The organism is Paraburkholderia sp. BL25I1N1 (genome assembly GCF_003002025.1).
Taxonomy (GTDB): domain Bacteria; phylum Pseudomonadota; class Gammaproteobacteria; order Burkholderiales; family Burkholderiaceae; genus Paraburkholderia.
The window spans coordinates 1-20,788 of sequence record NZ_PVZB01000002.1; the positions used below are offsets into that span (position 1 = coordinate 1).

The window sequence follows — 20,788 nt, forward strand, 5'->3', positions numbered from 1 at the left end:
GATACTTTCGCTTCATCCGGCAGATCCCGAAGGGCCCGCCGGCGCGTCGCGCATCAAGCGCCCACACTTATCGGCTGTTAATTTTTAAAGATCGATTACGCATTCACCACCGAACCCGCACCGCCAGTCGTCAACATCACAACCACCCGGTACCGCTTCGTTCTGCGTCGCTGCATCAGCAGCAGAGAAACGAGATTATGGAGAGCGAGCGACAGGTCGTCAACCCCTTCGCGCAATATTTTTCGGAAAGTTAAGAGGCACGGAAACAGACCGCTCCAACAACGCCGCCCAATTAGTTAGCCATCCGATTTAATTGACTGCTCATGAGGCAATCGTACTTGCGACGGCCAGCCAGTCGATCAGCGGCCGCGCCTCCCCGCTGTCAAAACAGCCAACCGAGCCTCCTCACTATATAGACACAAGGCGCACACCCGACAGCAGCGTCGAAACAACTGGAAAGCCGGCACCACCGCAAAAAACTAAAGTTTCGCAGTCGCCAGCCGTCAATCAGGATACCCCGTCACTTAAATAGCCGCCGACCATGGACAATCCAGTCGAGGAACACGTCGAGGAAGCCTCATCCGCAGCGCAGACGACAGCGCTGAATCCGGAGCAGGTGCCAGTAGGCGCGCCCCTGGACTGGCCGATCGTCGACGCCGACGGCACGCTGCTGTTCGCCAGCGGCACCATCCTGGCGACCACGGACGAGCGCAAATTCCTGTTCGGGCACTTCCGTCCGCAGCGCGGCGACTTACTGGACGCGACCGCACAACCGCCACTGCCGGCAGAGCCGCAAGCGGATCCCAACGGCGAACTGACGCTCAAGGACATGCATCTGGAAATCGGCGCTTTGGTCGGTGTGCGCTCGCAGCTCGGCAGCGGCGCGCCCATGCACCCGTGCCGCATCATCGGTTTCGCGCCGAATCATTCGCTCTTCGTCACTCCGCCGATGCACGCAGGCCGCATCTTCCCGCTCAGCATCGGCGAAAACATCGAGATCGTCGCGATCGCCAGCCATGCGGTGTTCCGTTTCGTCTGCACGATTGAAGCGATCTGCCGCACGCCGTTCGACTACGTCGTGCTGTCGAAGCCCGGCGTGATCCGCCGCCTGCGCGAACGCAAATCGATCCGCGTCCGCGCGCACCTGGCGGTACGTTTCGGCATCGGTCAAAGCGGGGAATCGTATGAGGGCCTTGGACTCGCGAAAGGCATCAGCGCGCTCGGCATGTCGCTGGACGCCTCGTGGACTCTCGGCGCCGTCGGCGACCGGTTGTGCGTGGCGTTCCGCCTGAAGTCGAAGGATCTCGACATGGAGATCGAAACCACGGCGCTGATCCGCAACGTGCAGAAAGGCCGCGGCCCCGGCGAGCCTTCAACGCATGGGCTCGAACTCGATCAACTCGATGCAGCCCAGCAGATGGCAATGAAAGTCTTCGTATTCGACCGTCAGGACGATGTGGTGTATTGGTCGAACGGCCTGAAATAAGCGCTCGCCCGCGAGCAACACGGCCCGCGCCGCTCAGCTCATCAGCATCAGTTCTTCCGGTGTCAAACGCCGCGCGCCCCAGGCATCGGCGAGCATTTCGCAGCGGCCCAGCCGGATCGCTTCGCGCTCGAAATCGACGAACACCACCTCGTCCGCATCCGGCGGCCGCGCCGGCATGTCACGCGTGCGGCCGTCGGTCAGAATCCACAACCAGCGTTGCTGCCCGGGCTTGCGGCGCGCGCTGCGATCCAGCAGCCGGGATGCACGCTGAACGCCTGCCGTCAGCGGCGTGCCGCCTCCGCCGCCCACTGGACTCAGCCACCGCTCGTTCCACCAGCGCGGCACAGCGGGGCCGAAACGCACATCCGCACCGGCGCCGCCGAAACAGACCAACGCCGCCTCGGCTCGCGCCGCGCTTGCATGGTCGAACAAGGCGATCAGCAATCCCTTGGCGAGCGCGAGGCGCTGCCCGGCCAGCATGGAACCCGAGCAATCGAGTACGAAGCAGTGCAGCACGCCGCCGCGCGGCGCCTCGCGCACGAAATGCAGATGCCCGGCGCGCAGCGCATCCTGGCGCTTCGCGCCGAGCGTGGCCGGCCAGTCGATGCGCTTGCCCGGTTGCCCGCGCAAGCGCCCGCGCGGACCGCCGCCCGCGCCTTGCAGCCATCGAAAACCGCTGCGCAAGTCAGCGGCGGCGCCCTTCCGATGGCTCAGCGTTTTTTTACGTTAAGCGGAATGACGCCCTTGACGTGCGTGGTCGCGGCCGGCTCGGGCGCGAGGTAGCCCCAGTCACTATCGCCGGTCGCGGCGGCCGGCTGCGCATTGCCTTGCGCGGATGAAGAGCGGCTCCCGGCAGGCGCCTCCCATTCGCCGTCACTCTCACGCGCCTCACCCGCCGCCGGCGACTCGCGAACATGCCGCCGATGAGCCAACACCGCCTCGGCCACCCGATCGACATGCTCCGCCGTCACCGCGGCCGCTTGTTCGAGCGCCGCCAACGCACGCGCCGCGCGCAGCATCACGAGATCGGCGCGCAAACCGTCCACGGCGGCGTCGATACACAGCGCGCTCACATGCGCATGCACGGCGTCGTCGAATGCGAGCTGCGGCAGCGCTTCGCGCGCCATTCGAATCCGCTCGACATAAGCCGCCTGCTGCTGCGCATAGCCCGCACGAAAACCCTGCGGATCGAGGTCGAACGCCAGCCGCGCTTTCACGATCGCCTGACGCACGAGCGGCTCGAAACAGTTCTGCAACTCGACCATCAAGCCGAAACGGTCGATCAATTGCGGCCGCAGTTCGCCTTCTTCGGGATTCATCGTGCCGATCAGCACGAAGCTAGCGTCGTGGCTATGCGATACGCCATCGCGTTCGACGGTATTCACGCCGCTCGCGGCCGCGTCGAGCAATGCGTCGACAAGCGCGTCGGGCAGCAGATTGACTTCATCCACATACAGCACGCCGCGATGCGCTTTCGCAAGAAGGCCGGGCGAGAAGCGCACCGAACCGTCGCGCAACACGGTTTCGATATCGAGCGTGCCGATCAGACGATCTTCGCTGGCGCCAAGCGGCAGATTCACCAGTTGCCCTTCCGGCAGCAACTCAGCCAGCGCGCGCGCCGCGGTCGACTTCGCCGTGCCACGCGGCCCGGTCACCAGCACGCCGCCCAACCCCGGATCGATGGCGGCTAACAGCAGCGCCTGCTGCAACGGCGTCTGGCCGATCAGCGCGGCAAAGGGAAAAACGGGCCGCGCGGCCGCCGCGCTCATCGCTGGATTCATGTTTGCATTCCTTCGATCTGCTGCTCGCTCGCAAGCAGATGCTGTTCGACTTGCGCGCGATAGTCGCCGGGCGCCTGCCACAAACCGCGCTGCATGGCTTCGAGCAGGCGCTCGCAGACCGACTGCAACGCGTGCGGGTTATGCCGTTGCAAAAATTCGCGGGTATCTGTGTCGTTCAGATAAGCATCGGTCACGAGCGCATATTGATGATCCGCGATCACGCGCGCGGTCGCATCGTAGCCATACAGATAGTCGACGGTCGCGGCGATTTCGGCCGCACCCTTGTACCCATGACGCTTCACGCCATCCAGCCATTTCGGGTTGACCACGCGCGAGCGGATCACGCGCGCAATCTCCTCATGCAGCGTGCGCACGCGCGGCGCCGCCGGATTGCTGTGGTCGGCGTGATACACGCTCGGCTGATCGCCGGCCAGATGCCGCACCGCGGCGACCATGCCGCCCTGGAACTGGTAGTAATCGTTCGAATCGAGCAGGTCGTGCTCGCGGTTGTCCTGGTTCTGCAGCACCACGTCCATTGCGGCGAGACGTGCGCCGAACGCGTGACGCGCTTCTTCGCCCGCGCTCTTTTGCGTGTACGCATAACCGCCCCACGCCTGATACGCGTTCGCGAGATCAGCGTCGGTTTGCCATTGCCGCGAGTCGATCATGTCCTGCAGGCCCGCGCCGTAGGCGCCGGGCCGCGCGCTGAACACGCGCCAGCCGGCGCGCTTGCGCGCTTCGGCGGCGTCCATGCCGTGCGCGATCAGCGCATCGCGTTCGCGCAGCACGCGCGCGCGAATCGGATTCAGGTCCTCGGGTTCGTCGAGTTCGGCGACGGCTTGCACGGCGGCGTCGAATAAATGCATGACGTTGGCGAAGGCATCGCGGAAGAAACCGGACACCCGCAACGTGACGTCGATTCGCGGCCGGTCGAATGCCTCGATCGGCATGATTTCAAAATCGGTCACGCGATGGCTGCCCGGCGCCCACTTCGGCCGCACGCCGAGCAACGCGAGCGCCTGGGCGATATCGTCGCCACCCGTGCGCATGGTCGCGGTGCCCCAAACGGAAAGACCGATGGCGCGCGGATAGTCGCCCTTCTCCTGCAAATGCCGTTCGATCAGTTGCTGGGCGGATTTCAAGCCGAGCGACCAGGCAGCCTGCGTGGGAACCGCGCGCGTGTCGACGGAATAGAAGTTGCGGCCGGTGGGCAGCACGTCGGGCCGGCCACGCGACGGCGAACCGCTCGGCCCGGGCGGCACGAAACGGCCTTCGAGGCCGCGCTTTAGCTGAAGCATTTCCTGCGGACCGCAGGCGTCGAGCCGCGGCAGCACGTCGTTACGCAGACGCTCGATCACTTGCCCCGCTTGCGGCAATCCGGCGGCCATCGTGGTTACCGATGCTTGCGTTCGATCTCCGCACACGTCTCGCAGCAACTCAGCCGCCAGCAACTCCAGCCGCTCACGCGTATCGCCGCAGTGCCGCCACGGCGCATCGCTCACACGCTGAAGTACATCGGGACGCGGACCGTCCCACACCGCCGCCCAATCCACCGACAACGGATCGAACAGATGATCCATCTGCAGATCACGCGCCAGTGCGTCGATCAAGCCGGCCTTGCCGCCTTGCCCGTCGCCGACAGGAAAACGCCCCAATGCCAGCAACGTATCGCGTCGCTGCACGCCATCGGGCGATTGCCCGAACGTATGCAAACCATCGCGAATCTGCGCTTCCTTCAACTCGCACAGCCACGCATCGACGCGCGTGAGCAGCGCGTCTTCGTCGTCCTGTCCGTTCGGTGCGGCGAGACTCAGTTCCTCATGCAGCTTATGGTCGACGATGGTCGCCAGAATCGTGCGCCGCAACAGCTTCGAGCGGCGCGGATCGACCATCAGCGCTTCATAATATTCGTCGACCTGGCGCTCCAGGTCCTGCAAAGGCCCGTAGCTTTCGGCGCGCGTGAGCGGCGGCATCAAATGATCGATGATGACAGCCTGTGCGCGGCGTTTCGCCTGGCTGCCCTCGCCCGGATCGTTGACGATGAACGGATACAGATGCGGCATCGGCCCGAGAATCAGATCGGGCCAGCAGGTGTCGCTCAACGCGACGCTTTTGCCGGGCAGCCATTCGAGATTGCCGTGCTTGCCGACATGCACGATTGCATCGATACCAAAGTGGTGACGCAACCAGAAATAGAACGCCAGATACGCATGCGGCGGCACGAGTTCGGCGTCGTGATAGCTCGCGTAGTCGCCCTGCTCGCGCGAACGCGACGGTTGAATGCCGACGAACACCTGTCCGCAACGCCAGCCCGCGATCATGAAGCGGCCGCGTCGCAGCGTCGGGTCCTGGTCTGGCGTGCCCCAACGCGCGTTCAACGCCTGGCGGGTTTCGGCGGGCAAGGCGTTGAAGTGCGCGAGATAGTCGTCGAGTGCGAGGCTTTGCAGCGCGGGACGCAGATCGCGCACGACCGGATCGTTGGTCACGCCTTCGGTGAGTTTTTTCAGCAGCGCGTCGCCGCCCGAGGGTAAATCGGCGAGACGATAACCTTCGTCGCCCAGCATCGACAGAATGGCGACTACCGAGGCCGGCGTATCGAGTCCCACGCCATTGCCGATACGCCCTTCGCTCATCGGATAGTTGGCGAGGATCAGCGCGAGTTTCTTGTCCGCGTTATCGAGTGAACGCAAACGGCACCAGCGGCGGCTCAGTTCGGCGAGAAAACCCACGCGCTCAAGGTCCGGCTGATAACGCACCACGTCGACCTGAGTATGCGCACAGCGGTACGCGAGTCCCTTGAAACTGATCGCGCGCGTGATGATGCGGCCGTCCACTTCCGGCAGCGCGATATGCATGGCGATATCGCGCGAATTGAGACCCTGATTGTCCTTGACCCAATCGTCGCGATTGCCGCCGCTCAGGATCACCTGGAGCACCGGCGCGTCGCCGGCGAGCGCGAGCGGCTCGGGGTCGTCGATCGCGGACGCGGCGAACGCGGTCATATTCAGCACCAGCGCCACCTCGTGCTGCGCGCACAGCGATTGCACGACGTCGCGGCTCATCGCATCTTTCAGCGAGGTAATCGCGATCGGCAGCGGATTCAGACCTTGCGATTCGAGTGCGTCGATCAGCGCGTCGAACACCGCCGTGTTGGCGGCCTGCAGATGCGCCTTGTAGAACAGGATCGCCGCGACCGGCGCCCCCTGTTTCCAGCGCGCCTGCCAGTCGGCCATGGTCGGCGTATCGCGCTCGGCATGGTAGAGCGTGGCGGCGGGCAACGCTCGCGGCGGCGCAGGCTCGCGTCCCCAGCCGAACGCGCGGTGGGCGATACAGCGCAGGAACGCCTCGGCATTTTGCGGGCCGCCTTCACGCAGATAGCGCCACAGTTGATGGCACAGATCCGCGCTTGCCGTGCTGCGCGCGAGCAGGTTCGGATCCTCCTGCAGATCGCCGGAGAACATCGCGAGCGTCTGCTGCTTGCGCTCGGCGAGCGCCACCACCTGCTCGATGCCGTAGGGCCAATACGCTTCGCCGCCCAGATGATCGACCACCACCACGCGCGCATGCTGCAAGACGTCTTCGAGATAAAAATCCACCGACGCCGGTTGCCGCAAATACGTGACGTTCGCGAGCCGCACGCTCGGGAAGCCTTCGCCCAGCCGCGGAAAAACGCTCGCCAGCAGCGACAGCGTGGTATCGGCGGAGCTGAGCACCACGATATCCGCGGGCTGCTGATCGATCCGGATCACGCCTTGCGTGTCGTCGACAAAACCGCCCGGCGTGGTGCGCAGCAGATGCATATGCGCTTACGCCTGTTGCGATTCGATGCTCGACGGCACGCCCAGCGCCGCGTCGAACGCACGTTGCAACGCCGGCTGATCGAGGTCTTCACCGATCAGCACGAAGCGGCTCGGGCCGCTTTCGCCGGCCTGCCAGCGTCGATCGAAATAGCTGTCGAAGCGCCGCCCAACGCCTTGAATCACCAGACGCATCGCCGCGCCCGGCAGCGCCGCGAAGCCTTTGACGCGATAGATGGTGTTGGTTTCGACCAGCTGTTGCAACGCGGCGATCACCGCCTCGCGCGACCACGCATTCGCCTGCACGACCACGGAGTCGAACTCGTCGTGATGGTGGTCGGCGTCGTCGGCGGAGCCGTGGTGATCGTGGCGCAAGTGGATCGTGTCTTCCGACGCCGCTTCGAGGCCCAGCAACGTATGCAGATCGAGCTGGCCCATGTGCGCGCGAACGATCTTCACTTGCGGCGGAATTTCCTCGCGGATCGAAACTTCTACCGCGCTTTGCTGCGCGTCGTCGAGCAAGTCCGTTTTGTTCAGAATCACCAGATCGGCCGCGGACAACTGGTCTTCGAACAGTTCGTGCAGCGGCGACTCGTGATCGAGATTCGGATCGGCCTTCCGCTGCGCATCCACGGCGACCGGATTATCCGCAAACTGACCGCTTGCCGCAGCCGGGCCGTCAACCACGGTGACCACGGCATCCACCGTGAAGCTGTTCTTGATTTGCGGCCAGTTGAACGCCTGCACCAAGGGCTTCGGCAACGCGAGACCCGACGTCTCGATCAGCACGTGATCGATCTGATCGCGGCGCTCCACGAGCTTTTCCATCACCGGGAAAAACTCTTCCTGCACGGTGCAGCACAAGCAGCCGTTCGCCAGTTCATACAGTTGGCCTTCGGTCTCGACGCCGTTTTCATCGCAACCGATGCCGCAACCCTTGAGGATTTCCCCGTCGATACCGAGTTCGCCGAATTCGTTGACGATCACCGCGATGCGCTTGCCGCCCGCATGCTGAAGAATATGCCGCAGCAGCGTGGTCTTGCCGCTGCCGAGAAAGCCCGTGACGATGGTGACGGGGATCTTGCGCATTTGAGTTTGCATCGTGAGGTCCATCCGTAGGAGTTGCACGTGCACGCCGGCGTGTTTTCAGCGCATGCCGAGGCAAACGGAGCACACGCCCGGCCAGCCACGACCATAACAAAACACGGGGACGAAAGCCGGCGTTGCCGCGACAACAGAAAACAGAAAGCGGGAATGAGTCATGAACGCAGCGCCGCATCCCCGCGGCGTTCGTCCTTCGTTATCTGGCCGGTATCCGGGCTGGCGAAAGCGCCGCTTCCCCTTCCCGGACGAGTGATTTCTCGCCCAGTGGTGATATGCCGACGCGGCCTTGCGCGTGGACATCGAAGCCGGCTCCGCGGCGCTAACCGACTGCGTTTAACACTGCAGTTAGCACCACATTTCGCTTACCGTTGCGGGGGCAGCACAGGTTGGCCCGATCCATGGCAGGTGGGCACCCTGTTTCCCGTTTAACTGCATGCGCACGAGCGCGCACACGAGCACCAAAGTGCGTGCGAGTGTAGGCCCGCGGCCCGGTGCCGTCAAGGAAACCCCAGGCCGCAAGTGCTTATCGGGCGGGGCGCCATGTGCTATCGTATGCGCGCGTTTGGTGCCCGCACATGCATTCGCGTGTGCAGTTAAACGGGAAACAGGCAGCGCGCCATGCGCTTAACCTATGCTGTCCCCGCAACGGTAAGCGACCTGCGGCGCGATGTTGAATCGACTCGCGCCGCGCATGCGTTTTTTAAGCCACTGTCCGGCAATTTCCAGCGAATGCGGACGGGAAGGCAAAGCGCGTGAGGCCGCCAGCCCGGATACCGGCCAGACGCGGAGGCGGCGAACCTCAGGGCAACATGCGCCGCCGGACGCCGGAATCCGCGAGGGACGGATGCGAAGGCGCTAAAAGCACGACGCAGCGTGTCCGCGTAGGCGAGTTTCGTGTGAAACTCGCTACGAACCGCGCATTGCGCCATGCCTGAATCCGTAGCACCGCATGACCCCAACGTCCGCCGTCTGGCGACCCTTCGCGCTTTACCCTTTCCCGCTTGTCACGACATGGCGCCCGCCGTGCACGCCGCGATGACCCGCGCCTGGCTGATCGGCGCCGGCCCCGGCGACGTCGAACTCATGACCATCAAGGCCACCCGTGCATTGGCGCAAGCCGACGTGGTGCTGGTCGACGATCTGGTGAACCCCGAGGTGCTGCAATTCGCGCGCGCTGACGCGCTGGTCGTCTACGTGGGTAAACGCGGCGGTCATCCGTCCACACCGCAGGAAGGCATCGTCGCGCAGATGCTCGAACATGTGCGGGCCGGGCGCAGCGTCGCGCGTTTGAAAGGCGGCGACCCGTTCGTGTTCGGCCGGGGCGGCGAAGAACAGCAGGCGCTGCACGCGGCGGGTATCGAGGTGGAAGTCATCAACGGCATCACGGCGGGAATCGCGGCGCCCGCGGCGATCGGGATTCCAGTCACGCATCGCGATCACGCGCAGGGCGTCGTGTTCGTCACCGGGCACGGCGCGGGCAGCGGCGAGCCCGACTGGGCCGCGCTCGTGGCCACGCGCATGACGCTCGTGATCTACATGGGCATGCGGCGGCTCAACGATATCGTCGACGCGTTGCTCGCGGCCGGCATGAGCGCCGACACGCCGTGCGCGGCGATCGAATCGGCCACGCGTCCCGAGCAACGCCATGCGCTGGCGCGGCTTGGTGAATTTGCCGAGACCGTTGCGCGTACTGGACTTGGGTCGCCGGCGATCGTGGTGATCGGCGGGGTGGCGTCGCTCGCGTTGGCGCGTGAGGCGGCTCATGCGGAACGCGCTGCAACGCCGCTCGCGGACGGAACGGATTCGCGATGAAAACGCTCAGCGTCGGCATCGGTTGCCGTTTGCACAGCTCGGCCGAGGAGATCGAAGCCGCGGTGCGCGCCGCGCTCAACGCGCATTCGTTCGACGAAATCCGCACCGTAGCCACGCTCGATACCAAAGCCCGCGAAGCGGGCCTCCTCGAATTCTGCGCTCGCCATGCGCTGCCGCTGACGTTCTTCAGTCTTGAACAGATCGCGGCGATGCCTGTCGCGGTGCCTTCGGCGGCAGTGCGCGAGCATCTCGGCGTGGACGGCGTCTGCGAGCCGTGCGCGCTGCTTGGCGCGGCGGCCGACGTCGCAGCCGGGCTCGGTGAATCCGTCATAGGCAATGCGCCTCGCGCCACGCTCCTCGTGCGCAAAACCGTTTATGCCGGCGTCACCGTGGCGATCGCCTCAACCACCGCTCACGCCGCTCACGCCGAACACCCAGACAACGACACACAACAACAGGACCTGCCATGAAGACCGACCCCGAATCGCATCAACGCATGACCGAGCGCCGCCGCGAAGGCCACGAGAAAAAACAGGCCCACGCCACCGTCGAAAAAGGTCTGCTGATCGTCAACACCGGCACGGGCAAAGGCAAAACTACTGCCGCATTCGGCATGGCCGTGCGCGTGCTGGGCCACGGCATGCGTCTTGGCGTCGTGCAGTTCATCAAGGGCGCGCTGCACACCTCGGAGCGCGACTTTCTCGGCGCGATCGCCAACTGCGATTTCGTCACGATGGGCGACGGCTACACCTGGAACACGCAGAACCGCGACGCCGATATCGCGACCGCGCGCAAAGGCTGGGACGAAGCGCGCCGCATGATCGAAAGCGGCGAGTACCAGATGGTGATCCTCGACGAGCTGAACACGGTGCTCAAGTACGAATACCTGCCGCTCGACGAAGTCCTGTCAGTGCTCAACGCGCGCGCGCCGATGCTGCATGTGGTGGTCACGGGCCGTCACGCGCCGGACGCGCTGATCGAAGCCGCAGACCTCGTCACCGAAATGCGCATCGTCAAGCATCCGTATCGTGAGCAAGGCGTGAAAGCGCAGCGCGGCGTGGAGTTCTAAGCGATGGCCGCGTGCCCCGCCCTGTTCATCAGCGCGCCTGCTTCGGGTCAAGGCAAGACCACGATCACGGCGGGTCTCGCGCGCTACCATCGGCGGCTGGGGCGACGCGTGCGCGTCTTCAAGACCGGACCGGACTTTCTCGACCCGATGATTCTGGCGCGCGCGAGCGGCGCGCCGGTCCTCTCGCTCGATCTGTGGATGGTCGGCGAAGCCGCCTGCCGCACGTTGCTCGCGCAGGCCACCGCCGAAGCCGACCTGATCCTGATCGAAGGCGTGATGGGTCTGTTCGACGGCACGCCGAGCAGCGCCGATCTCGCCACCACGTTCGGCGTGCCGGTGCTCGCGGTGATTTCGGCGAAGGCGATGGCGCAGACCTTCGGCGCGGTCGCCTTCGGTCTCGCGCAATTCCGGCCACAGGTGCCGTTTTACGGCGTGCTCGCCAATCGCGTCGGCTCCGCGCGGCATGCGCAGATGCTCGAAGAAGCGTTGCCGCCGGATCTGCGCTGGTGCGGCCACATTGCCGCCAGCGATGAAATTGCACTGCCCGATCGTCACCTCGGCTTGCATCAGGCGGACGAAATCGACGACCTCGACGCGCGGCTGGATCACGCCGCTGACACTTTAGGCCGCACCGCGCTTGCCGAATTGCCGCCGCCTGTCGAGTTCGGCACGCCGACACCCGAGATTCTGCCGCGCCTGCTTGACGGCAAGACGATCGCCATTGCGCGCGATGCCGCGTTCTCGTTCATCTATCCGGCGAACGTCGCGCTGCTGGAAACGCTCGGCGCGCAAGTCGCTTTCTTCTCGCCGCTGTCCGACGAAGCGCTGCCGGAACACACCGACGCTCTGTATCTTCCAGGTGGCTACCCTGAACTGCACGCCGCCAGGCTGGCCAGCAACACGCGCAGCGCGGTGAGCATCCACGCGCACGCGGCGGCCGGCAAACCGCTCGTCGCCGAATGCGGCGGCATGCTGTATCTGCTCGACCAACTCACCGACACGCACGGCGTAACCACACCGATGCTCGGCCTGCTACCCGGCCACGCGACCATGCAAACCCGCTTCACCGCGCTCGGCATGCAGCAGATCGACAGCCTGCATGGGCCCATGACCGGCCACACGTTTCACTACTCGAAGCTGAACACGCCGCTCACGCCGCTGCGCTCGGCCACCAGGCCGCAGGGCGACGCGCCCGGCGAGGCCCTTTATCGCGCCGGCTCGATCGTGGCGACTTACATGCACGCTTACTGGCCCTCCAACCCGGCCTTCACGGCCGCCCTGTTCCATGGCGAAGCCTTTTAACGATTCCGAGCGCGACGCCGTCTACCGCGCAATCTACGAACGCCGCGACATGCGCCATTTCGTGCGCGATCCGGTCGATCCGGCCGTGCTGCAGCGCCTGCTCGACGCCGCGCATCACGCGCCGAGCGTCGGCTTCATGCAGCCGTGGCGGATCGCGCGGATCACCGATCCCGCGCTGCGCACGGCTTTGCACGATGCGGTGGAAAGCGAACGGCTCGCCACCGCCGATGCGCTCGGCCAACGCCGCGAAGAGTTCATGAAGCTGAAAGTGGAAGGCATGCTGGACTGCGGGGAACTGCTGGTGATGGCGCTGATGGACGGCCGTGAGCGCCACATCTTTGGCCGGCGCACGCTTCCGGAGATGGACCTTGCGTCGGTGGCCTGCGCGATCCAGAACATGTGGCTGGCCGCGCGCGCCGAGGGTCTCGGCATGGGCTGGGTGTCGCTGTTCGACGTCGACGCGGTTCGCCAACTGCTGCGCATGCCCGAGGGCGCGCGTCCCGTGGCGATTCTATGCCTGGGTCACGTCGACCGGTTTTATAGCGAGCCGATGCTGGAAACTGAACGCTGGGCGAGCCGCGTGCCGCTCGCCGATTGCGTGTTCGAAAACCGCTGGCCGGAAGACAGCGATGCGCCGGAATGAGCTCGCCGCGTGTTATAACCCTTACGGCTGAAGCGGCTTCACCGACATCACGGCCGGCACGCCGCCGGCTTCGTCGGCGCGCAATTTCACGCGCCAATTGGGTGGCGCATCGAAGGGAAACTTGGCGAGCGCACTTTTGACGAGCGTCGGCATGGCATGCAGCGGATCGGCGTCGCGGTCGCTGCTCACCGCGCTGACTTTATAGACCTCCTGTCCGCTCGCGCGCTCGAAAAACCGCAGCGTCAGCGCATGCTGGTACGCGGGACCGCCGAACAGAGAGAACGGCGCAGCGGGGCCGCGCCGGCAGTCGCCTGACGTACAGCCGTTTTCATTGACGCCGATGGTCGCCGGCCGCGTGTCGTAGGCAACCGAGAGTAGATAACGCGCGGGCTCGCCCTTCGTTTCGACAAAGCCCTGCTTCGCCAACTCGTCCACCAACAGGCGCTCGAATTGCGGATGATCCGCGCTGACTTCTTGCGACGGCATGCGCGCAATCGTGTAAGTCCGCTCGCCTTGCAGCGCGGCGGCCGCGTTCCCGGCACCGGCGGTATGCACGTCGGCGCTCAGACCCGTGCAACCGGTGAGACTCGTCGCGGCCAGCGCGGCACAGATCAGGAGTGCTTTCACCATCTTCTCGCTTCGATAAGGTGTGTGTTCATATGTCATGGGCGCGGCGTGAACGAGGCACTCGATTGTGCGTCTTCGAGCACCGGCAGGCAGATCGTGAATGCCGTGCCCTGGCCGGGCTCGCTTGCCACCTCGACATCGCCGCCGTGGCGCGTGACGACCGTCTTCACGAAGGCCATGCCGAGCCCGGCGCCGCCCACTTCCGGCCGCTCGGTTTCGTGAAACCGCCGGAAGCGCTCGAACAACCCGGCCTGCTGCTCTTTCGGAATGCCGTAGCCCTGATCGCGAATCGTGCACGACACGCGCCTGACAGTCGCCGGCACGCCCTTCGGCGTCAGGCTCGCAATGCTGCACACAATCCGCGTATCCGGCGGGCTGTACTTGACCGCGTTGTTCAGAATATTGACGAGCGCGCGCGTCATCAGCGAACGGTCGGCGCAGATCCAATGGCCGTCGTCGGGAGCGCCCGTCTCCGTGTGCAGCGTGATGCGCCTGGCGTGGGCCTGCGGCCAGACTTCGTCGCTCGCGTCGATCAGCAACTCGGCGAGACTCACCGGTTCGAGCACATAAGTTTGCGATTCGGCGCGCGCCAGTTGCACGAAGTCGTCGGCCAGCGTCAGCGCGCGCTGCGCGTAGCGTTCGATGCGCTCGAGCACGCCGCGCGCGAGTACCGGCTCGCGGCGGGCACGTTCGATCTCCACCAGCGCGAGAATCGACGCCTGCGGCGAACGCATGTCGTGAGAGAGCAGCCGCAGCGCGTCTTCCCGCTGACGCTCGGCTGCATGCAAGGCCGACACGTCGACGAGGCCCGCAATCCAGCCGGTCGTCTCGCCCTGCTCGTTGGTGCAGTTCGCATAGCGCAGCAAATGATCGCGCTCGTGGGCGTCGCGCACCTCGACGCCGTGCGCCATCAGCGCGGCGAATTCGTGGCGCGTGGGATCGAGCGGCGCCGGCCAGTGCGTGCGGGCGAGCAGATTGTTTTCGGCATCGGAGGCCGCATCGGTGTCGATCGTCTTTACGAGGGTCAAGCCGCCCAGCACGTCCTGCATCGGCCGGCCTTCGGGCAGCGGCGCGCCGAGCCGCGCGAAATGCGCCTTGGCGGCATGGTTGGCGATCAGCACGACGCCGCGCACGTCGCTCACGAGGATCGGCTCGGGCATGCTGTCGAGGCTGTCCCATACGAAACGCTTCATGTCCTGCACGCGCTGCGCGGCCTGCGCCATCAGCGCCATGTGCTGCTCCAGCACGTCGCCGCCGAACTCGCGCCGGCGCTGCGGCGTTTCCGGCAGCAGATGGGGTTCGTCGGCGAGCCGCTGCAGTTCTCCGCGCAAATACGCCATGGTCATTTCGAGGCGCCGCCAGTTCCAGATCGGATACACGGCCACCAGACCGACGATTGCCGGCACCGGCGACATCCAGAGCCGCGCGCCGTACAGCAGGGCGGCGCTACCGGCCGCCGCGAGCAGACACAGTGCGCCGGTCAGCAACAACGAACGGCGGGGCGACAGTACGAGAAATCCGGCCAGCAGCGCGGCAAGCGGCGCGAGCGACACCGCGAACAGCATCCACGGATAGACCGGCTCGATCTCGCGGCCGGTGAGCAGCGTGTCGAGCACGTTGGCGTGGATATACACGCCGGGCAGCGGACCGAGTTCACCGGAGACGGGCGTCGCGAAGCGGTCGTACAAGCCGGACGCGGTCACGCCGATCAGCACGATGCGGCCGCGCAACTGCTCCGGCGTCACATTGCCGGCCAGCACGCGCGCGAAACTCAGCTTCGTGTAGTTCTGCGCGTTGTGACCGAACGGGATCAGGAAACGGCCTTCGCCGGCGCCGTCGGTTGCGAGGTCGGTTTCGGCTGCGAGCAAAACGGGGCCGCGCCGCGAGCCTGTCAGATGGAGCGAGCCGTGCTCCACCGCCCGGGCGACCGGCACCATCAGTTGCGGCCAGCGTGAATCGGCATCGCCCTCGTAGCGCGCGACGCTGCGCACGATGCCGTCGCTGTCGACTTCGAGATTGATATGGCCGAGCCCCGCCGCCGCATGCGCGAGCGGCGCCACCGGCTCGACCACGACGCGTCGGCCGCTGTCATCGGGCGCGGTGAGCAAGATCGGCAGATAGGTCGGACTCAGCGCGATCGCGCGGGCGAGGTCGGCGTCTTGCGGATTGGCTTCGGTGAACAGCACGTCGTAGATCACCGCGGCGGGTTTCGCGCCGGCGATCTGTTCAAGCAGCTTCGCGTGAACACTGCGCGGCCATGGCCAGCGGCCGAGTTGCGCGATGCTTGCGTTGTCGATTTCGACCACCACGATATCGCGCAGCAAAGGCGGCGCATGCAGGCTCAGAAAGCGGTCATAGACCAGATGATCGACGCTCGCGCTCATGCGGCCGAGCGAACTGAGCAGAATCACCACGATGCCGAGACAGCCGATACCCACCCATTCGATCAGGAAGCGGCGGCCGGCGCGCCGTCCGAGACGGGCGCGCGGATCGAGGCTCAGGCGCGTAGGAGTGGTCGGCAAAGGGTTGCTTGGTTCGAAACCAGGAAGCGGGCTGGTGCATGGCTCAGCCCAGTGAATCTACCAGCGTCAGCGCGCAAGCGTAAACGAGCGCACCGCACTGCTCTTTTCATAGAAGCGGCCGTTCTCGAACTGCTCGGCGACGATCGTCCAGTAATAGACGCCCGGCGGCAGATCGCTCACGCTCAGTTGTCCGCCCGACAGATCGGTGCGGTCCACGAGCGGATGGCGCAGATCGGCCGTGCTTGCCAGCACGAAACGGAAGCGTGTCTGGACCGTGGCGCGGCTGACGAACCAGCGGAATTCGTAGTCCCGGCTGCCGGCCCGCTGCGTCGCCGACGCAGCCAATCCGAGCTGGCGGCGTTCGAACGCATACACCTGCGGCAAGCCTTCGAGGCCGTGAGCGTCGATCGCGGCAATGCGTACGAAATAGGTGCCGTCGGCCAGGTCGCCGAAATCCGCGTGCGGCTCGCTCAAGCGCCGGTCGCGGATCAGGTCGAGCTGGTCCGCGTCGCGCGCGATCTGCACGCGGTAGGCCACCGCGCGGTCGGCCGGCACGAGGTCGAACGCGACTGTTTTGCCGTCCTGCACCTTGGCCGGCTGCGTGAGCGCCGGCGCGGGCAGCAATTCGACCGGGCCGCCGATCGCGCCGCCCGCCTGCGTCACACTCCCGAAGCGTGCCTTCACGAGTTGCGCGGAGGCCTGCAGCGGCATGCCGGGCGGCGGCGCAAAAGCGCGAGCGCCGAGCGCGGCCGGGTCGACGCCGACCGCGCCGTCCAGCACTTGCACTGCGGTGGTTTGCGCGCCGCCGTCGTAGGCGACCTTGAAGCGCGTGCCGCGCACGCCGGCCACAACGGACGGCGAGCGGATCTGGAAGCGGTCGTCCTTTTTGGTCGCGTGCGTGACCTGGCTTTCGACTTCGCCGTTGCGCAGTTCGAGCAGGCGATCGCCGGCGCCGGTCAGCGTGGTGCGCCTCAGCGTGCCGATATCCAGCAAGCCGTTCTGCCCCACCGTGACGTGCGAGCCGTCCGGCAATTCCAGCGTCACAAAACCGTTGTCTCCCGTGCGCACGCGGTCGCCTTCGCCGAGCGTCGTGCCTTCAGCGAGCGGCACGTAGGGGTTCTTGCCGAACGCGTGCTCGGCCGGCCCGCTGGTCGCGATCACGCGAGCGGATTCCTGTTCCTGTTTGAGCTTGTCGGCGGGCAGAAGCAGCGCGATACCGGCCGGCATGCGGCGCGGCGCGGGCACATGATTCAGACGGCTCAGCACGGCCCAATCGCTCGGGTCGCGCAGATAGCGGCCGGCGATCTCGTAGAGCGTGTCGCCTGCGTGGGTCAGATACGAGACATAGGCCGGCGCGGCGGCTTTCGCACGCGGCTTGGGCGCGCGCGGCGCGTGCGATGCTTGCGCGGACGCCGACACCGGCGCGAAACAGGTCATGGCGAGCAGGCCGGCCGCCGCGAGCCATGCGCCGCTGCGGCGGCCCGGCGAAACCAGGCTGCCGCGTGCCACCCCAGCGACGGCAACCGTCACGCCTCCCCCTCTTCAGGGCGTTCGCCGGGCGCTGCCGGCGGCGTGGCGGAATCGATTCGTTCCAGCCGGTAGCCATAGCCGTAAATCGGCGTCAGCCGATAGCCCTGCTCCGGGCGCAGGCCGAGCTTGCTGCGCAGCATCGACACGTGGGTGTCCATGGTGCGCGACGGAATGTCGGTCGCCTGCTTCCAGATCACGTCGAGAATATGCGCGCGCGACAGCGGCCGGCTCAGATGCTGGAACAGCAGCAGCGCGAGTTCGAACTCTTTCTGCGTGACGGCGACCGTCGTGCCGCGCACCACCACGTGCTTGGCGCCCAGATCGAATTCGAATTCGCCGAAGACTTCCTTCGCCGCGGGCGGCTTGAGGTGGTACGCGCGGCGCAGCAGCGAACCGACGCGCGCCAGCAAGACCGCGGCGGACACCGGTTTGACGACATAGTCGTCCGCGCCCGTGTTGAGAATCGACGTGATGTCGGTTTCGCGGCCGCGGCTTGTCATGAACAGAACCGGCAAGCGCTCGGAGAGGCTTTCGCGCACCCAGCGCAGCACCTCTTCGCCCGACAAGTCGGGCACGTTCCAGTCGAGCACCAGCAGATCGAACGTCTGGCGCCGCAGTTGCCGCACCAGTTCACGGCCCGCGCCGAATGCGTGACAAATATGGCCCGCCGCCGACAGTGTCTGGCAAACCAGGTCGGCCTGAGCCGAATCGTCATCCAGGACAGCAATTCTCATAACACCCCGCAACGCGACATTCTTCGTAACTGGTGGCCGGTTAGCCGGCAGATGACCGGGATGACGGCGTAAGCACCGACGATCCGGCTTCCAATTTCATCTTCGGCTGCCAATTTTTCGACTTATGGTCCCTTGCCTTGCGCCCTTTCAGGCCTGCCCGCCGCCATCTCGGTATTAGGACGCGCGATTCGCTTTATCGCGCCGGGTATCGAGGGGAAGGTCATCATAATCGAAAAACGACCGCTCTTTTCGGATGCGATTAAGCCGCTATCCGGTCCGGCTATGCGACGCCATTATTGGTATCGACCGCTTGGGTCGTGGTTCGGGTCGGCTGGTCTCGCTCGCGCGGTGATTGGCCCCGTTCGCCGTTGTCGTTTCACGCCGCGTCCTGAATTCCGCTCGTGGCGATTTGACAATTTGCGAGTCAGTATAGGAACAGTCTCAAAATAAATCGTTTAAGAATTGTTAAACGGCAGGACTCGCCGTCCGGACAAAAAAATGCGGCGCGCCTCAATCCGAAGGCCGACGCCGCCCAAAACATCACACGCTCGCCGGGGTCAAGCCGCACGAGTGAAGTTAAATTAGCCTGTCAGAAAATTGCGCTCAAGATGAAAGAACTGCCTTTGTAACTGGCCGTGAGGTAGTTATTACGTCGGACGTAATTCTTGCGGAGGAGAGAGCTTGCGCCCTATGCGCTGAAAATAGTATGAATTGAAGCGCTCGCGCCGGCGAATTTACATACCCAGCGGTTTTGTTACAGTTGCGCGATTGTCGGAGTCTTACGGTTGTCTTTAATCGATCGGGTCATATGTTCAACCGTAACCCTTTCGTCATCGCGATTCGGCTTCAGGCGCCGGCTTCCTGGCAGCGGCGTGTTGTCACGACGCGTTCCAGCGTGACCTGCGCATTGCCCGCCGCGCCCATACCGAGCGCCTGCGCGGCGGCATACGATAGATCGACGATCCGGCCACGCACGAACGGTCCGCGATCGTTGATACGAACGATCACCGAACGCGCACCGCCGAGCGCCGTCACCCGCACGCATGCGCCCAGCGGAAAGGTGCGATGCGCCGCCGTAAGCGCGTGCATGTCGTAGCGCTCGCCGCTCGCGGTGCGGCGTCCCTGAAACTGCTTGCCGTACCACGTTGCCATGCCGGTTTGCCGGAAGCTGTTGCCGCAGGCGCAGGCGTGTGTGGACGATGCGGCATCTCCGTTCGCCGCTTGATCGGGCGTCGACGCGTCGCTCGCAGTGTCGGATGCGTCGGTGTCGCCGCTGTCGCCCGTTTGAGCTGCGTGCCACGTTGCGTCGTAACCGAGGCGATCGACGGCAGCGCGGCCGCTCAGCGAATCGCGCCCCGCGCCCGGTTGCGCGCACCCGGCGAGCGCGAGCAGCACGCCGAGCAGCAGAACTGCCGGCGCGCGCCGGCCTGGCGCGAAGCACTGTAGATAGAAAGTCATAGGCATTACGTCGCGCGACGCGCTGGCCATGGCGGGCGCCGCGTCGCGTTCGAGTTCGAGGTCACTACGGATGAGCGGCGAGGCCGCGAGCGCGCCGCGTTACTGGCGCTTCGGGAGGTACTTGAGCGGATCGACGGGTTTGCCACCCGCGCGCACTTCGAAGCGCAGCGACGCCTGGCCTTTGTCGTCGGCGCCCATTTCGGCGATCACGTCGCCTGCCTTGACGGCCGTGCCTTCCTTGACGAGCAACGCGCGGTTGTTGCCGTACGCCGTCAACAGATCGGTGTCGTGCTTGATGATGATCAGCTTGCCGTACGCCGCGATGCGCCCGCCCGCGTAGACAACCCGGCCGCCGGACGCCGCCCGCACGGATTCGCCGACGCGCCCGCCTATCACGATCCCCTTCGTCTTGCCCGCCACGAACGGCGTGCTCACGAGACCGCTCACCGGCCACGCGAGTCGCGCCTTTGCGGACGCAGGCTCGCTCGAGCTATCCGCGAAGATGGCTCGCGCTTGTGCGAGCGAATTCGATGGAGCGCCGGTTATGCCCGGTGCGCTGGCCACAGGCGGTGGCGCGACGCGCAGCACCTGATCGACGCGCAGGCCATCCGCCGGCGACAAATGATTCCACTGCGCGAGCGCCGAAGGCTCGCGGCCGAACGCCTTGGCGACGCCGATCTGCGTGTCGCCGGGGTTGACGCGGTAGAAGCCCGCCGGGACTTGCGAAGTGGTCACCGGCGCAGGCAAAGGCGCAGGCGCGAGCGGCGCTGCATCGTCAACATAGGTCGACCGCGCCGGCGACACGGGCAGCGCGCAACTTGTCAACAACGCGGCGAGCAACAACGCGAACAGCATGGAAGAGCCCGATCTGGCAAAGCGGGACGTACAGGTTTTCATCGGGGAGATCCGGGTCAATCGATGCG

17 protein-coding genes and 2 riboswitches are annotated in these 20,788 nt (G+C 65.5%); of the genes, 7 read left to right on the top strand and 10 right to left on the bottom strand.

Translation table 11 applies throughout. The features are described 5' to 3' along the window. Both B0G73_RS40895 and B0G73_RS02840 read left to right on the top strand, forming a co-directional pair. The coding region (locus tag B0G73_RS40895) for a hypothetical protein (protein ID WP_219907267.1) at nt 1-254 on the top strand (254 nt) is incomplete at its 5' end. A 287-nt stretch (nt 255-541) separates the two neighbouring features. Further along, complete coding sequence (locus B0G73_RS02840) at nt 542-1,486, top strand: flagellar brake protein (protein WP_106277739.1); 945 nt, start codon at nt 542-544, stop codon at nt 1,484-1,486. Nucleotides 1,487-1,519: 33 nt separating this feature from the next. On the opposite strand, the gene B0G73_RS02845 is transcribed toward B0G73_RS02840, so the two are convergent. The 4 genes from B0G73_RS02845 to cobW all read right to left on the bottom strand — a co-directional run bounded on the left by B0G73_RS02845 (nt 1,520) and on the right by cobW (nt 8,165). Next, nucleotides 1,520-2,116, bottom strand: coding sequence for a VWA domain-containing protein (locus tag B0G73_RS02845; protein ID WP_106278362.1), 597 nt, complete (start codon nt 2,114-2,116; stop codon nt 1,520-1,522). An 80-nt stretch (nt 2,117-2,196) separates the two neighbouring features. Beyond that, a complete protein-coding gene (locus B0G73_RS02850; RefSeq protein ID WP_106277741.1) occupies nt 2,197-3,267 on the bottom strand; it encodes an ATP-binding protein in 1,071 nt (356 codons plus the stop codon). Next, nucleotides 3,264-7,067, bottom strand: a complete 3,804-nt coding sequence (gene cobN, locus B0G73_RS02855) for a cobaltochelatase subunit CobN (RefSeq protein WP_106277743.1) — start codon at nt 7,065-7,067, stop codon at nt 3,264-3,266. The genes B0G73_RS02850 and cobN overlap by 4 nt, the downstream gene beginning before the upstream one ends. A gap of 6 nt (nt 7,068-7,073) precedes the next feature. After that, nucleotides 7,074-8,165 carry a cobalamin biosynthesis protein CobW gene (cobW, locus tag B0G73_RS02860; RefSeq protein WP_308706110.1) on the bottom strand — a complete coding sequence of 364 codons (1,092 nt, stop codon included), beginning with the start codon at nt 8,163-8,165 and terminating at the stop codon, nt 7,074-7,076. A gap of 187 nt (nt 8,166-8,352) precedes the next feature. After that, nucleotides 8,353-8,646: riboswitch (cobalamin riboswitch) on the bottom strand. A 68-nt stretch (nt 8,647-8,714) separates the two neighbouring features. Next, nucleotides 8,715-8,965, top strand: a riboswitch (cobalamin riboswitch). A 238-nt stretch (nt 8,966-9,203) separates the two neighbouring features. Here cobW and cobA point away from each other — a divergent pair. From cobA to bluB, 5 genes are read left to right on the top strand one after another with little or no spacing between them, the layout of a single operon-like run. Beyond that, nucleotides 9,204-9,980, top strand: a complete 777-nt coding sequence (cobA, locus tag B0G73_RS02865; RefSeq protein ID WP_106278364.1) for a uroporphyrinogen-III C-methyltransferase — start codon at nt 9,204-9,206, stop codon at nt 9,978-9,980. Then, entirely contained in the window at nt 9,977-10,450 is a 474-nt protein-coding gene (locus tag B0G73_RS02870) for a cobalamin biosynthesis protein (protein ID WP_106277748.1), read from the top strand. Before cobA ends, B0G73_RS02870 begins: the two co-directional genes overlap by 4 nt. Next, on the top strand, nt 10,447-11,049 hold the full coding sequence (gene cobO / locus B0G73_RS02875) for a cob(I)yrinic acid a,c-diamide adenosyltransferase (RefSeq protein ID WP_106277750.1): 603 nt from the start codon (nt 10,447-10,449) through the stop codon (nt 11,047-11,049). Before B0G73_RS02870 ends, cobO begins: the two co-directional genes overlap by 4 nt. A 3-nt stretch (nt 11,050-11,052) precedes the next feature. Then, nucleotides 11,053-12,351, top strand: a complete 1,299-nt coding sequence (locus B0G73_RS02880) for a cobyrinate a,c-diamide synthase (RefSeq protein ID WP_106277752.1) — start codon at nt 11,053-11,055, stop codon at nt 12,349-12,351. Further along, entirely contained in the window at nt 12,335-12,994 is a 660-nt protein-coding gene (bluB, locus tag B0G73_RS02885; protein ID WP_106277754.1) for a 5,6-dimethylbenzimidazole synthase, read from the top strand. Before B0G73_RS02880 ends, bluB begins: the two co-directional genes overlap by 17 nt. Before the next feature lie 21 nt (nt 12,995-13,015). Here the strand turns inward: bluB and B0G73_RS02890 are convergent, their stop codons facing one another. The 6 genes from B0G73_RS02890 to B0G73_RS02915 all read right to left on the bottom strand — a co-directional run bounded on the left by B0G73_RS02890 (nt 13,016) and on the right by B0G73_RS02915 (nt 20,762). After that, nucleotides 13,016-13,660, bottom strand: coding sequence for a DUF4136 domain-containing protein (locus B0G73_RS02890; protein WP_106277756.1), 645 nt, complete (start codon nt 13,658-13,660; stop codon nt 13,016-13,018). After that, nucleotides 13,657-16,143 carry a CHASE2 domain-containing protein gene (locus B0G73_RS02895; RefSeq protein ID WP_106277758.1) on the bottom strand — a complete coding sequence of 829 codons (2,487 nt, stop codon included), beginning with the start codon at nt 16,141-16,143 and terminating at the stop codon, nt 13,657-13,659. Before B0G73_RS02895 ends, B0G73_RS02890 begins: the two co-directional genes overlap by 4 nt. A 66-nt stretch (nt 16,144-16,209) precedes the next feature. Beyond that, nucleotides 16,210-17,673, bottom strand: a complete 1,464-nt coding sequence (locus B0G73_RS02900; RefSeq protein WP_106277760.1) for a FecR domain-containing protein — start codon at nt 17,671-17,673, stop codon at nt 16,210-16,212. Further along, on the bottom strand, nt 17,670-18,407 hold the full coding sequence (locus tag B0G73_RS02905) for a response regulator transcription factor (RefSeq protein ID WP_106277762.1): 738 nt from the start codon (nt 18,405-18,407) through the stop codon (nt 17,670-17,672). Before B0G73_RS02905 ends, B0G73_RS02900 begins: the two co-directional genes overlap by 4 nt. 846 nt (nt 18,408-19,253) lie before the next feature. Continuing rightward, nucleotides 19,254-19,865: a septal ring lytic transglycosylase RlpA family protein gene (locus tag B0G73_RS02910; RefSeq protein ID WP_106278365.1), complete on the bottom strand. Its 612-nt coding sequence runs from the start codon at nt 19,863-19,865 to the stop codon at nt 19,254-19,256. Nucleotides 19,866-19,964: 99 nt separating this feature from the next. Next, on the bottom strand, nt 19,965-20,762 hold the full coding sequence (locus B0G73_RS02915; RefSeq protein WP_106277764.1) for a peptidoglycan DD-metalloendopeptidase family protein: 798 nt from the start codon (nt 20,760-20,762) through the stop codon (nt 19,965-19,967). Between the last annotated feature and the right edge of the window lie 26 nt (nt 20,763-20,788).